This window comes from Streptomyces sp. SX-6 (assembly GCF_059089585.1).
Window position 1 is genome coordinate 139,160 of record NZ_JBTHHU010000002.1, and the last position, 17,093, is coordinate 156,252.

General features: G+C 74.5%; 2 protein-coding genes (1 of these 2 cut by a window edge). Both read right to left on the bottom strand.

Features of this window, described 5'->3' with window-relative positions; translation table 11 throughout:
* The gene (locus tag ACV530_RS03055; protein ID WP_494330820.1) at window positions 1-5,451 is read right to left on the bottom strand and encodes a type I polyketide synthase; all 5,451 of its coding nucleotides are present in this window, start codon (window positions 5,449-5,451) and stop codon (window positions 1-3) included.
* Window positions 5,448-17,093 carry the 3' end of a type I polyketide synthase gene (locus tag ACV530_RS03060; RefSeq protein ID WP_494330632.1) on the bottom strand. Its footprint extends 16,686 nt past the window's final position, so the window shows 11,646 of its 28,332 coding nt (coding positions 16,687-28,332); the start codon falls outside the window, past its right edge — the gene reads right to left on this strand; it ends in the stop codon at window positions 5,448-5,450. Before ACV530_RS03060 ends, ACV530_RS03055 begins: the two co-directional genes overlap by 4 nt.

Below are 17,093 nucleotides of genomic sequence, written 5' to 3' on the forward strand. Positions count from 1 at the left end.
TCAGCGATCGCTGTGACGGCCGAGCTCGTTGTCGATGAAGGCGAAGATCTCGTCGGTGCTCGCGGCCTCGATCCGCTCGGCGACTCCTGCGCCGTTCTCCTCCGCCGCGTCGCCCCGCCAGTCGTCCAGGATCCGCGCCAGCCGACCGGCGACGTCGGCCCTGGTACGGGCGTCGGGCTCGCTGGCGGCGAGCACGGAGCCGAGCCGTTCGAGTTCCGCCAGGAGGGCCGGGCCCGTGGCGGCCTCGTCCACCAGCTCGGCGACGAAGTGGTCGGCGAGGACGGTGGGGTTGGGGTAGTCGAAGACCAGTGTGGCGCTCAGCCGCAGTCCGGTGAGGTCAGCGAGCCGGTTGCGCAGTTCGACGGAGGTCAGGGAGTCGAGGCCCAGCTCGTTGAACTCCCGCCGGGCGTCGACGTTCTTGGCCGAGGCGTGCCCGAGTACGGCAGCAGTCTCGGTGCACACCAGATCGACCATCAGGCGGGTACGCTCCTCCGGGCGTGCCAGCCGCAGCCGGTGAGCGAGCGTCGCCGTTGCCGCGGCACCGCCCGTGGAGCTCACGGCCGTGCGACGGGCAGCCTTGACCAGCCCGCGCAGCACCGCCGGTACGGGCCCCTGGGCGCGTACCGTCCCCGAGGACCGGCCTATCGCGACCAGGTGGGCCGCGCCGCTCACGGTGGCGGCGTCGAACAGGGCCAAGCCCTGCTCGAGGTTCAGCGGTGCGGTCCCGTAGGAGGCCATCCGCTGCATGTCCGCGCCGGAAAGACCGGCCGTCATACCACTCCCCTGGCCCCAGGCGCCCCAGGCGAGGGACTGCACGGGCAGGCCCTGGCCCGCACGGTACGAGGCCAACGAGTCGAGGAAGACATTTCCGGCGGCGTAGTTGCCCTGCCCCGCAGCACCGAGCACACCGGAGATCGAGGAGTACAGGACGAACGCGGCCAGGTCGAGGTCCTTGGTGGCCTCGTGCAAATGCCAGGCGGCGTCCACCTTCGGGCGCAGCACCGCCGACAGCCGGTCCGGGGTCAGGGAGGCGATCACACCGTCGTCGAGCACACCGGCCGTGTGGATCACAGCGGTCAGCGGATGCGCGGCGGGCACCGAGCCCACGATCGCGTCCACCGCCTTACGATCCGCCACATCGGCCGCACAGACCGTCACTTCGGCACCGAGGGCAGCCAGCTCCTCCCGCAACTCACCCGCACCCGGCGCTCCGGGACCACTCCGGCTCACCAACAGCAGATGCCGCACACCACGCCCGGCCACCAAGTGCCGGGCCAGATCACGACCCAGACCACCAGTACCACCCGTGACCAGTACCGTCCCCTCCGGATCCCAGAGCCGCCCCGACTCGCCGCCAGGAGTGCCCGATTCAGCGAGCCGACCCACCCGGACAACACCGTCACGCAGCACGAACTGGCCGTCGCCACCGGCCAGCAGGCCGGGCAGATCCGCGAGCACCGTCACGAGATCCCCGTCCTGGTCCTCCAGGTCCACCAGCGCGATCCGCCCGGGGTACTCCGACTGCGCCGAGCGCACCAGACCCCACACCGCACCCGCGGCCACATCACGTACGGACTCGCCCGCACCGGCCGACACGGCCCCACACGTCACGAACACCAGACGCGCAGCACCGGCCTCCAGGCCCGCCCACTCCTGAAGCAGGCCAAGGACCCAGGCCGTCAACTCATGGGCGGAAGCCGGGACATCGTCGCCCGCACCGGAGGACACAGGAACCACGACGAAGTCCTCGTCGCCGGCGAGCTCCGCCAGGGATGCGACCGACGCGCCCACACCCAGCTCATCGGTACCCAGGGACACACACCGGGACGCAGCGGACGACACCTCGGGAGCCTCGACCCAGTCCAGTGACAACAGTGAGCCCTGCTCCGCGCCGCCTCGCGTCGCCGACCGGCCGGCGGCAGGAGCCTGGTAGGCCCGCATCACCATCGCCTCGGCGGACAGGACGGGGGCGCCTTCGACGTCGACGGCCGCGATGGACATCGAGTCCTCACCGGTCTTCACCACCCGGACCCGCAGCACCGAGGCGCCGCCCGCGTGCAGCGACACACCCCGCCAGGCGAAGGGCAGGAACTGATCGTCTTCGCCGCCGACACCGGCCATCCGGTGCGTCTGCAACACCGCATCCAGCAACGCCGGGTGGATCCCGAAGGCCCCTGCCTCCTCGGCGACCCGGCCCGGCAGCGCCACCTCGACGCAGGCACCGTCCTCGCACCGCCACACCGAGCGCAGGCCCTGGAAGGCCGGTCCGTAGCCGGTCCCCTCGTAGAAGTCCTCCAGGTCGACGGCCACCGAGCCCTGCGGCGGCCAGACCGGGGAACCGAAGTCCACGATCCGCTCTCCGCTGGTCAGCGTGCCGCCCGCGTGCTGCACCCACGGCCGGTCCGGGTCGCCGTCCGGGCGCGAATGTACGGAGACCGTGCGGGCGCCCGCCTCGTCGGCGGGCCCGACCAGCACCTGCACCTGCGCGGCACCCTCCTCCCGGAGCACCAGCGGCGTCATGAGGACGAGGTCCTCGACGCGGTCGCAGCCGGCGTGGTCGGCGGCGCGCATCGCCAGTTCCAGGAAGCCGGTTCCGGGGAAGAACACGTTGCCGCCTATGGCGTGGTCGGTCAGCCACGGGTGCGTCCGCAACGACAGCCTGCCCGTGAGCACCACCTCGCCGGAGTCCGCGAGGGTGAGCGTCGCCCCCAGCAGGGGGTGCCCGGCCGGTTGAAGACCCGCGCCGGCCACATCCCCGGCGAGCGCGGCGGGCTGCGGCCAGTACCGCTCGTGCTGGAAGGGGTACGTCGGCAGGTCGACGCGGCGGGCGCCCGTACCGGCGAAGAATCCGGCCCAGTCCACGCCGACTCCCGCCACGTGCAGGCGGGCGAGCGCGGTCAGCAGCGCCGACTCCTCCGACCGGTCCTTGCGCAGAGCCGACACGGCCACCTGACCGCCACTGCCGTCCAAGCTGTGCTGAGCCATCGCCGTCAGCACACCGTCCGGACCCAACTCCAGGAAAACAGACGCTCCTTCGGCCGCCAGGGCGCGCACCCCGTCGGCGAACCGCACAGTCTCCCTGACATGCCGCACCCAGTAGTCGGCCGAGCACACCAGTTCCTCGGTGGCGATCCCGCCGGTCACGTTCGACACCATCGGGATTTCCGGCGCCTGGAACGACAGCCCCTCGGCGACCACCTGCCGGAAGTCCTCCAGCATCGGGTCCATCAACGGCGAGTGGAAAGCGTGGCTCACCGACAGCCGCTGGGTCTTACGCCCCTCGGCGGTGAACTTCTTCGCGATCCGCAGGACTTCGGCCTCGTCTCCGGCGATCACCACGGACTCGGGCCCGTTGACAGCCGCGATCGACACACCGTCGACCAACCGCGCAGACACCTCGTCCTCCGCGGCCTGGACCGCGACCATCGCACCACCCACCGGCAGCACCTGCATCAACCGCGCACGCGCCACCACCAGACGACAGGCATCCTCCAGCGAGAACACCCCCGCCACATGTGCCGCCGCCACCTCACCGATCGAATGCCCCGCCACGAAATCCGGCCGCACACCCCACGACTCCACCAGCCGGAACAACGCCACCTCGACAGCGAACAACGCAGGCTGCGTATAACCGGTCTCGTCCAGACGCCTGGCGTCGGAGAACATCACCTCCCGCAACTCACCATCGAAATACGCCAGCACCGCATCCAACGCCTCCGCGAACACCGGGAACCGGCCGTACAACTCCCGGCCCATCCCCACCCGCTGCGCACCCTGACCCGAGAACAACACCGCGAGCTGACGACCCGTCTCCGCCCGGCCCCGGGCCGCCTCGGTCAGCTCGCCGTCCTTCGCCAGCAGCACCGCCCGGTGCTCGAACGCCGAACGGCCCGAGGCGAGCGAGAACCCGATGTCCACCGGGGATGCCGTACCCCGCAGCGACGAGATCCGCTCGATCTGAGCCGCCAGCGCCTCCGCGGACCGGCCCGACACCGGCCACGGCACCAGGTCGGGCACGGGGTCCGGATCTGTCAACGGCTCCTCGGCCGCGTCCGCCTGTTCCAGGATCACATGCGCGTTGGTGCCGCTGATCCCGAACGACGACACGCCCGCCCGCCACGGCCGGTCCGACTTGGGCCACTCCTGAGCCTCCGTCAGCAGCTCCACCGCACCGGCCGACCAGTCCACATGGGACGACGGCGCGTCCACGTGCAGGGTCCGCGGCAGCACACCGTGCCGCATCGCCATGACGGTCTTGATGATCCCCGCCACGCCGGCCGCCGCCTGGGTGTGTCCGAGGTTGGACTTCACCGAACCCAGCAGCAACGGCCGGTCCTCGGGGCGGTCCTGACCGTATGTGGCCAGCAGCGCCTGCGCCTCGATCGGGTCGCCGAGCGGTGTTCCCGTGCCGTGGGCCTCCACCGCGTCCACGTCCGAGGCCGTCAGCCCGGCGCTCGCCAGGGCCTGCTGGATCACCCTCTGCTGGGACGGGCCGTTGGGGGCGGTGAAGCCGTTGGAGGCGCCGTCCTGGTTGACGGCCGAACCCCGTACGACCGCGAGCACGGGGTGACCGTTCCGGCGGGCGTCGCTCAGGCGCTCGACGAGGAGGACACCCACCCCCTCGGACCAGCCGGTGCCGTCGGCCGCGTCCGCGAACGCCTTGCACCGGCCGTCCGCCGCCAGCCCGCCCTGCCGGCTGAACTCCATCAGGGAGCCGGGGGACGACATGACGTTGACTCCGCCGACCAGGGCCAGGGAGCACTCGCCGGCCCGGAGGGCCTGGGCCGCCGTGTGCAGGGCCACGAGCGAGGAGGAGCAGGCCGTGTCGACGGTCACCGCCGGGCCCTCCAGGCCGAGGGTGTAGGACAGCCGGCCGGAGGTGGCGCTGGCGGCGATTCCGGTGCCGATGTCGCCGGTGGCGTCGGCCAGGGAACGCACCAGCAGGTAGGCGTAGTCCTGGCCGTTCGTGCCGACGTACACGCCGGTGCGGCTGCCGCGCAGCGACACCGGGTCGATGCCGGCCCGCTCGATCGCCTCCCAGGAGGTCTCCAGCAGCAGCCGCTGCTGGGGGTCCATGGTGAGGGACTCGCGCGGCGAGATCCCGAAGAAGTCCGCGTCGAAGTCGCCGGCGCCGTCGAGGAATCCGCCTTCCTGGCTGACGGCGTTTCCGCGCCGGTCGACTCCGGCGTCCCGCAGGGCGTCCAGGTCCCAGCCGCGGTCCGTGGGGAACGCGCCGATCGCGTCCTCGCCGGCGGCCAGGAGCTCCCACAGGTCTTCGGGCGAGTGCACGCCGCCCGGGTACCGGCAGCTCATCGCCACGATCGCGATCGGCTCGGTGGCCGCGGCGACGAGCTTGCGGTTCTGCCGGCGCAGGTGTTCGGCTTCTTTGAGCGAGGCCCGGAGGGCCGCGACGACGCTTTCGCTGGATGTGGTCATGGTCCGCTCTTTCAGCGCTCTTGGTGGGAATTGCTGTCGAGTGCCGCCTGCACCAGGCCGGCGATGTCCATCGCGTCGATCGACTCGTCGTAGGCGTGCGCCTCCGTCGTGGCGTCGTCCTCGCCGCCGTCCGGTGCCGCGGTCTGCGCGGCCGCGAGCTTCAGCAGGGGTTCGAGTACGCCGATCTCGCGCAGCTGGGCCATGGAGACGGTGGCGAGAAGGGCCCTGAGGCCGGACTGGTCGAGGCCGTCGGCGTCCGTCCCGCGGGGCCCGCTCTCCGGGACGAGCAGGCCGAGGATGTGGCCTGCGAGGTCGGCGGGGTTCGGGTGGTCGAAGACGAGCGTGGCGGCGAGGCTCAGTCCCGTCGCGGCGTTGAGCTGGTTGCGCAGCTCGACCGCGCTGAGGGAGTCGAAGCCGAGGTCCCGGAACGCCCGGTCGGCGCCGACGGCGTCGGCCGTGGAGTGGCCGAGTACGGCGGCGGCCCGGGTGCGTACCAGGTCCAGTACGGCCGCGGAACGCTGCGCGGGCGACAGCCCCGTCAGCCGCTCCCGCAGGCCGGTGCCGGGAGCCTGCTCCGCGCCGGGCGCGGCGGTGCGGTCCGTGGCGCCGGCCTGCTCCGCGAGGAGCGGGCTGGGGCGTACGGCGGTGAAGTGCCGTACGAACCGGTCGTGTTCGACGTCGACGACGACCTCGGCGGGACGGCCGTCCATGACGGCCCGGCGCAGTGCCGTGACGGCGAGGACGGGGTCCAGCGGCCGGAGTCCGGTGCGCCGTGCCACCTCGGCGGCCCTTCCGTCGGCGGCCATGCCGCTGCCGTTCCAGGGGCCCCAGGCGATCGAGGTCGCCACCAGGCCCTCGGCCCGGCGCTGTTCGGCGAGGGCGTCCAGGACGGCGTTGGCGGCGGCGTAGCCGGCCTGGCCGGCGTTGCCGACGGCGCCGGACGTGGAGGAGAACAGGGCGAACACCGCCAGGTCCAGGTCCCGGGTGAGGTCGTGCAGGGCCAGGGCGGAGGCGGCCTTGGCGTGGAAGACGGCCTCGAAGCGGTCCGGAGTGAGGCTGTCGAGCACGCCGTCGTCGAGGATGCCCGCGGTGTGGACGACGCCGGTGAGGGGAGCCTCCGCCGGGATGTCCGCGAGGACCGCGGCGAGCGCTTCGCGGTCGGCCGCGTCGCAGGCGGCGAGGGTGACCTCCGCGCCCAGGGCGGTGAGTTCGGCCCGCAGTCCGTCGGCGCCGGGTGCGTCCGCGCCCCGGCGGCTGACGAGCAGCAGGTGCCGTGCTCCCGCGAGGGCCAGCTCGCGGGCCACATGGGCGCCGAGTGCCCCGGTGCCGCCGGTGATCAGGACGGTGCCGGTGGGCCTCCACTCCTGTGCGGTCCGCCCGGCCGGTACGGGCACCAGGCGGCGGCCGAGTACGGCCGAGGGCCGGATCGCGACCTGGTCCTCGTCGCCGGGGGCCGCGAGGAAGGCGGCGAGGCGTTCCACGGACCGTTCGTCGAGGGTGCCGGGCAGGTCGATCAGGCCGCCCCAGCGCTCCGGGTGTTCGAGAGCGGCGACCCGGCCGAGTCCCCATACGGCGGCCTGGACGAGTCCGGGCAGCGGCTCGGACGGGCCGGCCGCGACCGCGCCCCGGGTGACGCACCACAGGGGTGCGGGGAGGTCCGCGTCGCCGAGCGCCTGGATCAGGGCCGTGGTGAGCGCGGGTCCGGCGGGGGCGGGTGCCTCCGCGAGGGCGAGCAGGGAGACCACTCCGGCGAACTCGCGTCCGTCGGCGGTCAACTGCCGTATCCGTCCGGCCAGTTCCTCGCGGTCGGGGCCGTCGACCTCCAGGCGGGTGAGGTCCGGGCCGAGGGCGGCCAGGACGTCGGCGGTCCAGGGATCGCCGGCGTGTCCGGCCGGGAGCACGGCGAGCCAGTGGCCCGCCGGGGTCCGGGCGGACCCGGGGGTCAGCGGCTTCCAGGTGATCTGCTGCCGCCAGCCGTCGACGGTGTTCAGGTCGCCGCGCCGGCGGCGCCAGTCCGCGAGGGCGGGGAGCACCTTGGACAGCGCGTCGCCGTCGACGTTCAGGGTCGCCTCCAGCGAGGCGAAGTCCTCGTCCGCGACGGCCGACCAGAAGCCGTCGTCCTCGCCGCCGGCCGGGCCGGCGTCCGGCTGCGTCTCCGGCCAGAACCGCAGGTGCCGGAACGGGTAGGTGGGCAGGTCGGTGCGGCGGGGTGCGGTCCCGTCCGTCCCGAGCACGGCGGGCCAGTCCGGGTTCGCTCCCCCGACGTGCAGCCGGGCGAGCGCGGTGAGCACGGCCGCCTCCTCGCCGCGGTCCTTGCGCAGGGCCGGTACGGTCACCGCCTGCGCGGACAGGGCGTCGAGGGTGTCCTGGGCCATGGCGCACAGCGAGCCGTCGGGGCCGAGCTCCAGGAAGACGGACACGCCGCGCCCGGCGAGGGTGCGTACGCCGTCGCCGAAGCGGACGGCCTCACGGACATGGCTCACCCAGTAGTCCGGGGAGCACACCTGCTGCCCGGTCGCCGCCTCGCCGGTCAGGTTGGACACGAGCGGGATCGCCGGGGCGTCGTAGGCGATGCTCCGGGCGACCTCTCGGAAGTCCTCGAGAATGGCGTCCATGTGCAGGGAGTGAAACGCATGACTGACCCGCAAACGCCTAGCCTTGCGCCCGTCGGCCGTGAACTTCTCGGCGAGAGCGAGGACGGCGGCCTCGTCGCCGGACAGGACCACCGAGTCCGGGCCGTTGACGGCGGCGATCGAGACGCCGTCGGTCAGGTGCGTCAGCGCCTCCTCCTCGGTGGCCTTGACGGCGACCATGGCGCCACCGGCGGGCAGGCCGTTCATCAGCCGCGCCCGGGCGGCCACGAGCCGGCAGGCGTCCGCCAGGGAGAAGACTCCCGCCACGTGCGCCGCCGCGATCTCGCCGACGGAGTGGCCCGCGACGAAGTCCGGGCGGATGCCCCAGGACTCGACGAGCCGGAACAGTGCCACCTCGATGGCGAACAGGGCGGGCTGGGTGTATCCGGTCTCGTTCAGCCGTTCCGCGTCGCCGAACATGACCTCCCGGAGCGGGAGTTGCAGCTCGGCGTCCAGACGCTCCGTCACGGCGTCGAGGGTCTCGGCGAACACCGGGAAGCGGGCGGCGAGTTCCCGGCCCATCCCGACGCGCTGCGAGCCCTGGCCGGAGAACAGCACCGCCAGCTTGCCCCGGCGCGCCTCGGTGTCGCCCCGGACGACCCGCGGGGTGTCGAGGCCGTCGGCCAGCGCGGCCAGGCCCTGGAGCAGGTCGTCGCGGTTGCCGGCGAGGACTGCGGCCCGATGGGTGAAGGCCGACCGGAGGGTCGCCGTGGACAGCGCGAGCTCGGTGACGGTGAGTTCGGGGCGTTCGGTCACGTAGGTGTGCAGTCGCCGGGCCTGGTCCCGGAGCGCGTCCGGCGCGGCGGCCGAGACGGGTACGGGCAGCAGGCCGTGGTCCTCCTCGGCGGGCCGGTGCCGCGCGCCGGCCGGTGCGGGCTGCTCGATGATGACGTGGGAGTTGGTGCCGCTGGCGCCGAAGGCGGAGATGCCCGCCCGGCGCGGGCGGCCGGACTCCGGCCACGCGGTCGCGTCGGTCAGGAGCTCGACGGCGCCCGCGGTCCAGTCGACGTGCGCCGAGGGCTCGTCGACGTGCAGGGTCCGGGGAAGGACGCCGTGCCGCATCGCCAGGACCATCTTGATGACGCCGCCGACGCCGGCGGCCGCCTGGGTGTGTCCGATGTTGGACTTCAACGAGCCCAGCAGCAGCGGACGTTCGCGGTCCTGGCCGTAGGTGGCCAGCAGCGCCTGTGCCTCGATGGGGTCGCCCAGGGTGGTGCCGGTGCCGTGGGCCTCCACGGCGTCCACGTCGGCCGGGGCCAGCCCGGCGTCGGCCAGGGCCCGGCGGATGACGCGGCGCTGCGAGGGGCCGTTGGGGGCGGTGATGCCGTTGCTGGCGCCGTCCTGGTTGATCGCCGAGCCGCGCAGGACCGCGAGGACCTCGTGCCCGTTGCGGCGGGCGTCCGAGAGGCGTTCGAGGACGAGGACGCCGACGCCCTCGGACCAGCCGGTGCCGCCGGCCGAGGCCGAGAAGGCCCGGCAGCGGCCGTCCGGCGCGAGGGCTCCCATCTCCCCGAACTCGACGAAGTTCACCGGGGTGGACATCACCGTCACACCGCCGGCCAGCGCGATCGGGCACTCGCCGTTGCGCAGCGCCTGGGCGGCCAGGTGGAGGGCCACCAGCGAGGACGAGCACGCCGTGTCGACGCTGACGGACGGGCCCTCCAGGCCGAGGGAGTAGGACACCCGGCCGGAGAGCAGGCTGGCCGACTGCGCGGTCTGCGCGTGGCCGAGCTGGCCCGCCTCGGGCCGGTAGTCGCCGGAGCCGCCGCCGATGAACACGCCCGTGTCACCGCCGCGCAGCCCGGCCGGGTCGATGCCGGCCCGCTCCAGGGCCTCCCAGGAGGCTTCCAGCAGGATGCGCTGCTGCGGGTCCATCACCATGGCCTCGCGCGGGGAGATCGCGAAGAAGCCGGGGTCGAAGTCCGCCACGTCGTAGAGGAATCCGCCCTCCCGGGCGACGGTGCGGCCGCGGCCGTCCCGGTCGCCGCGCAGCAGCCGGTCGAGGTCCCAGCCCCGGTCGGTGGGGAAGCCGCCGATGGCGTCGCCGCCGGCCGCGATCAGGTCCCACAGGTCATCGGGCGAGCGGACGCCGCCGGGGTAGCGGCAGCTCATGCCGACGATCACCACGGGGTCGTCGGCCGTGGTGGCGCCCCGCGCCGGTACGGCGGCCGTCCCGGCCCGCTCGGCGTCGTTCTCGCCGTCCTCGCCGAGGAGTTCGGCCAGCAGGTGGCCGGCCAGCGCCTCGGCCGTCGGGTAGTCGAAGACGAGCGTGGCGGGCAGGGACAGGCCCGTCGCGGTGGCGAGCTGGTTGCGGAGGTCGACGGCGGTCAGGGAGTCGAAGCCGAGGTCCCGGAAGGTCTGTCCGGTGGGGACGGCGTCGGCGTCGGCGAACCCGAGCACCGAGGCCACCTCGGCGCGGACCACGGCCAGCAGTGCGTCCGTACGCTCGGCGGCCCGGCGGGCCGCGAGGTCCGCCCGGAGTCCGGGCGCGGCGACCGCCGTGTCCCGGCCGGTGCCGTCGGGGCCCGCCAGGGCCTCGCGGGCCTCGGGCAGGTCCGTGAAGAGGGTGCTGCGGCGGTTACGGGTGAAGGCCGGCGCGAACCGGTCCCACCGCACGTCGGCGATCGTCACCGAGGCGGCGTCGTCGACCGAGCGGGCGAGCGCCGACAGGGCCCGCCGGGCGTCCATCACGGGCAGCCCGTTGGCCCGCAGATGCGCGGTCAGGCTGTCGTCGGTGAGCTCCGCCCAGCCGCCGAAGGCGACCGACAGGGCACGCAGTCCGCGCGCCCGGTACTGCCGTGCCAGGGCATCCAGCAGGGCTCCGGCGGCGGCTTCCGCTCCCCGGCCGCTCGCGCCCCAGGTGCCGGCGACGGAGGAGAAGAGGACGAACGCGTCCAGGGGCCGGTCGTCGACGGCCGTCTCGGCCACGGCCGCCAGGCTCTCGACGTTCGCGTGCAGCGCTGCCAGGTCCGTACCCGCTCCGGGCTCGTCGGCGTACACCACCGCGGTCAGCGGCTGCGTCTCCGGGAGCGAGGCGAGCGCGGTCAGGAGCGCTTCGGTGTCGGTCGGGGCACAGGCGACGAGCGTCAACCGGTCGCTCATGCCGTCGAGTTCGGTGTTCCGCTCAGCCGCGTCCGGTGCGGCCAGCAGGATGTGCCCGGCTCCCTGCTCGGCGAGCCAGCGGACGACGTGGCCTCCGGAGCCGGCTGCTCCGCCGGCGACCAGGACCGTACCGGACGGCTGCCAGGGCGCCGCCTGGGCATCGGCGGTGGCACGCACCAGCCTGCGCCCGAAGGCGCCGGCGGGCCGCAGCGCCACCTGGTCCTCGGTGCCGGACAGGACGGCGCGGAACCGGTCCGCCGAGCGCTCGTCGAGGACGTGCGCCACATCGACGAGACCACCCCAGCGCCCGGGGTGCTCCAGGGCGGTCACCCGCCCGAGTCCCCATAGAGCGGCCTGGGCGGTGTTCACCTCGGTGTCCGTGTGCCCCACGGACACCGCGCCACGGGTGACACACCACAGCGGGGCGTCGATACCGGCCTCCGCCAGGGCGCGTATCGCCTCGCCCTGCCACGTGTCCGCGAGCAGCGAGACGACACCCGCGAAAGCGGTTTCCCGGCCGGCGAGTCGCGCGATGCCGTCGGCCTCGACGCGTACGGCGTCGTCGCCGAGGGCCGCGACCACGGCGGCGGTCCACTCGTCGTCGGCGCTGCCCGCCGGGACGAGCGCGAGCCACGGTCCGGTGAGGGCGCCCGGCGCGGTGCCGGTGAGCGGCTTCCACGTCACGCGGTAGCGCCAGCCGTCGACGGTCGAGCGCTCGGCGCGCCGGTGGCGCCAGGAGGCCAGGGCGGGCACGAGGGCCGACAGAGAGGCGTCGTCCAGGCCGAGGCCGGCCGACAGCGACTCCAGGTCCCCGCACTCCACCGCGGCCCAGAACGCGGCGTCGGCGGGGTCCTCCTGACCCTGCCTCACAGGCGCGCTCTCCGGCCAGAACCACTCGCGCTGGAACGGGTACGTGGGCAGGCCGACCCGGCGGGCACCGGTACCGGTGAAGGGTCCGGCCCAGTCCACCCCGACACCCGCCACGTGCAGGCGCGCGAGGGCGGTCAGCAGGGCCTGCTCCTCGGGCCGGTCCTTGCGGAGGGCGGACACGGCCACCGGGGCGCCGTCCAGGCTGTGCTGGGCCATCGCCGTCAGCACGCCGTCGGGGCCCAGTTCCAGGAAGGCGGAGACGCCTTCGGCGGCCAGTGCGCGTACGCCGTCGGCGAAGCGCACGGTCTCGCGGACATGCCGCACCCAGTACTCGGGCGAGCACAGCAGCTCCGCCGTGGCGAGCTCACCGGTCACGTTCGACACGACCGGAATCCGCGGTGCTTCGAAGGACAGGCCCTCGACGACCCGGCGGAAACCGTCCAGCATCGGTTCCATCAGCGGCGAGTGGAACGCGTGACTGACCGTCAGGCGCTGTGTCTTGCGACCCTCGGCGGTGAACTCCCCGGCGATCCGCAGTACTTCGGTCTCGTCCCCGGCGAGGACGACGGCCTCGGGGCCGTTGACCGCCGCGATCGACACGCCGTCGACCAGCCGCGCGGCCACCTCCTCCTCGGTGGCCCGGACGGCGACCATCGCGCCGCCGGCGGGCAGTGCCTGCATCAGCCGCGCACGCGCCGCCACCAGACGGCAGGCATCCTCCAGCGAGAACACCCCCGCCACATGCGCCGCCGCGATCTCGCCGATCGAGTGGCCGGCGACGAGGTCCGGGCTCACGCCCCACGACTCGACGAGCCGGAACAGGGCCACCTCGAGCGCGAACAGCGCCGGCTGCGTGCAGCCGGTCTCGTCCAGCCCGTCCACGGCGCCGGACATCACGTCGTGGAGCGGCCGTTCCAGCTCGGCGTCGAAGTGGGCCGCCACCGTGTCGAGCGCCCCGGCGAACACCGGGAAGCGCGCGTACAGCTCCCGGCCCATGCCGATCCGCTGCGAGCCCTGGCCCGAGAACAGCACCGCGAGCTTCCCGGTGACGTCCTGGACGGTGCCGCGGGCGAGTTCCGTGACCTGCCCGCCGTCGGCCAGCAGGACGGCGCGGTGGGCGAACGCGGCCCGGCCGGTGGCCAGCGAGTACCCCACGTCGGCCGGCGACGGGCCGGTCAGTGCGGAGATCCGCTCCAGTTGTGCCGCCAGCGCGGCCTCGGACCTGCCCGACACCGGCCAGGGCACGAGCGGCCCCGGCGCCGTGGCGGGTTCGTCCGCCGCGGGCTCCGGCTCCGGCGCCTGCTCGATGATGACGTGGGCGTTGGTGCCGCTGACGCCGAAGGCGGAGACGCCGGCCCGGCGGGCGTGCCCGGTCTCCGGCCACGCCTGCTGCTCGGTGACGAGCGAGAGGGTGCCGTCCGTCCAGTCGACGTGGGTGGACGGGGTGTCGATGTGCAGGGTCCGGGGCAGGGTGCCGTGCCGCATCGCCAGGACCGTCTTGATGATGCCGGCGACGCCGGCGGCCGCCTGGGTGTGGCCCAGGTTCGACTTGACCGCGCCGAGGAGCAGCGGGAGGTGCCGGTCCCGGCCGTAGGCGGCGGCGAGGGCCCGGGCCTCGATGGGGTCGCCGAGCCGGGTGCCGGTGCCGTGGGCCTCGACGGCGTCGACGTCGGCGGGGGCGAGGCCGGCGTCGGCGAGGGCCTGGCGGATGACGCGCTGCTGGGCGCGCCCGTTGGGGGCCGTCAGGCCGTTCGAGGCGCCGTCCTGGTTGACGGCGGTGCCGCGTACGACACCCAGGACGTCGTGGCCGTTGCGGCGGGCGTCGGAGAGCCGTTCGAGGACGAGGACGCCCACGCCCTCGGCCCAGCTGGTGCCGTCGGCCGCGTCGGCGAACGCCTTGCAGCGGCCGTCGGGGGCGAGCCCGCCCTGGACGGTGAACTCGGTGAAGGCGTCGGGGCTGGACATGACCGACACACCGCCGGCCAGCGCCAGCGTGCTCTCGCCGCTGCGCAGGGACTGGGCGGCCATGTGCAGGGCGACGAGCGACGACGAGCAGGCCGTGTCGACGGTGACGGCCGGGCCCTCGAAGCCGAAGGCGTACGAGAGCCGGCCGGACATGACGCTGGCGGTGTTGCCGGTGGCGACGTGGCCGCGTACGTCGGCGGTGCCCCGGCGCAGGAGGTTGACGTAGTCCTGGCCGTTGGTGCCGACGAAGACGCCGGTGCGGCTGCCGCGCAGGGTGGTCGCGTCGATGCCGGCGCGCTCGAAGACCTCCCAGGCGGTCTCCAGCAGCAGGCGCTGCTGGGGGTCCATGGCCAGCGCCTCGCGGGGCGAGATGCCGAAGAAGGCGGCGTCGAAGAGGCCGACGCCGTCGAGGAATCCGCCGTCGAGGGTGGCCGAGGCGCCCTGGGCGAGCGCGTCGAGGTCCCAGCCGCGGTCGGCGGGGAAGCCGGAGATCGCGTCCCCGCCGCGGATCAGCAGCTGCCAGAGGTCCTCGGGGGACCGGACTCCGCCGGGGAAGCGGCAGTTCATGCCGACGATGACGACGGGGTCGTCGTCGGCCGCCCGGCCGGCCGGGTCCGGGAGGGCCGGGCCGGTGTCGGGCAGTGTGTCGAGGAGCTCGGCGAGCAGGAAGTCGGCGAGGGCGAGCGGGGTCGGGTGGTCGTAGACGAGTGTGGCGGGCAGTTTCAGGCCGGTCGTGGCGGTCAGGGCGTTGCGGAGTTCGACGATGGTCAGCGAGTCGAAGCCGAGGTCGTTGAAGGGCTGGTCGGCGCCGATGTTCCCGGTGCCGGAGTGTCCGAGGACGGCGGCCACCTGGCCGCGCAGGAGGTCGAGGACGAACCGGGGGCGGGCGGCCGGGGAGAGCCCGGCGAGCTGCCGGCGCAGGGCCGGTTCCCGCAGGGCGGTCTCCGCTGTCCCGGCCGTCACCGTGGTGCCGGTGCGGCGCAGTTCGGGCAGGTCGCCGACGAAGGGGTTGAGGCGGAGCGCGGTGAAGGCCTCCGCGTAGCGCGCCCAGTCGATGTCGGCGAGGGTCAGCACCGTGGCGTCGTGCTCGATCGCGTGGCGCAGGGCGGTGAGGGCCGCCTCGGGGGCCATGGGGGCGAAGCCGCCGCGGCGGACCCGGCTCTCGATGCCGGCCCCGTCGGCGGCCATGCCCGCCTCGGCCCAGGGACCCCAGGCGATGGAGGTCGCGGGCAGGCCCGCCGCGCGGCGGTGCTCGGCGAAGGCGTCGAGGAAGGCGTTGGCGGCGGCGTAGTTGCCCTGACCGGGCGCGCCGAGGGTGCCGGCGATCGAGGAGAACAGCACGAAGGCAGTGAGGTCGTGGCCCCGGGTCGCCTCGTGGAGGGCGAGCGTGGCGGTGACCTTGGCGCGCAGGACGGCGGCGAACTTCTCCGGGGTGAGCGCGTCGATGACGCCGTCGTCGACGGTGCCGGCGGTGTGGAACACCGCGGTGAGCGGGTGCTCCTCGGGGATCGCGGCCAGGACGGCGGCGAGCGCGTCGCGGTCGGCGATGTCGCAGGCGGCCAGGGTGACCCGGGCACCCAAGTCTGCCAGCTCGGCGCGGAGTTCACCGGCTCCCGGGGCGTCGGCGCCGCGCCGGCTGACCAGCAGCAGGTGCTCGGCGCCGCGTGCGGCGAGCCAGCGGGCGACATGGCCGCCCAGGGCGCCGGTGCCGCCGGTGACGAGCACGGTGCCGGCGGGCCGGAACCCGGCGGGCGCGGGGGCGTCCCCGACCGGGTGGTGGGCCAGCCGGCGGCCGTACGTCGCGGTGGCGCGTACGGCGAGCTGGTCCTCGCCGTCGCTTCCGGCGAGTACGGCGGCCAGCCGGCGCAGGGTGGGGCCGGTGAGCTCGTCGGGAAGGTCGACGAGGCCGCCCCAGCGCTCCGGGTGTTCGAGAGCGGCGACCCGCCCGAGTCCCCAGACGGCCGACTGGGCCGGGCGGGCGGGCTGTTCGGAGCGGCCGACGGCCACGGCGGTGCGGGTCACGCACCACAGGGGCGCCTCGATGCCGGCGTCGCCCAGGGCCTGGACGGCGGCCGTCGTCAGCGACAGGCCGGCGGGGACGCCGTCCTCGTCGTACGCGTCGTCCGTCGCGAGCAGGGACAGTACACCCGTGAACTCGTGGCCTTCCTCGGCCAGTTGCCGCAGGCGGCCGGCCAGGCCGGCGCGGAGCGCGGTGGTGACGTCGACGCGGACGGTGTCGGTGCCGAGGGCGCCCACGACCGCGTCGTGCCAGGCCGGGTCGGCGGCGCCGGCCGGGGCGAGCACCAGCCAGGTGCCGGCCGGGAGTGCGGGGCCGGCCGGGCCGGTGAGGGGCTTCCAGGTGACCCGGTAGCGCCAGCCGTCGACGGTGGCGTGCTCCCGGCGCTTGCGGCGCCAGGAGGCCAGGGCGGGGACGACGGCGGTGAGGGTGTCGTCGTCCAGCTCCAGGGAGGTGCCCAGGGACGAGAGGTCCGCGCGCTCGACCGCCGACCAGAACGCGGCGTCCGCCTCGTCGGCGGGGCCCGCGTCGGCGGTGGTCCCGGCGGGCGTCTCGGGCCAGTAGCGCTCGCGCTGGAAGGGGTAGGTCGGCAGCTCGGTCCGCCGGGCGCCGGTGCCGGCGAACACCGCCGGCCAGTCGACCCGTACGCCGTGCACATGGAGGCGGGCGAGGGCGGTGGTGAGCGCCGGGTCCTCGGGGCGGTCGCGGCGCAGCGCCGGGACCGCGACGGCGCCGCTGTCCGCGTCGACGGTGCCGCGTACGGCGCCGGAGAGCACTCCGTCCGGGCCGAGTTCGAAGAAGGTGGTCACACCGTGTCCGGTGAGGCGGCGGACGGCGTCGGCGAACCGGACGGTGCCCCGGACCTGCCCGGTCCAGTACTCCGGCGTGCCGAGCTCGTCGGCCGTGGCGAGGTCGCCGGTGACGGTGGACACCAGCGGCACGACGGGCGCGTGGTAGGTGACGCCCGCGGCGACGCGGGCGAAGTCCGCCAGCATCGCGTCCATGTGCGGCGAGTGGAAGGCGTGGCTGACGCGCAGCCGCTTGGTGCGGCGGCCGAGCTCCTCGACCCG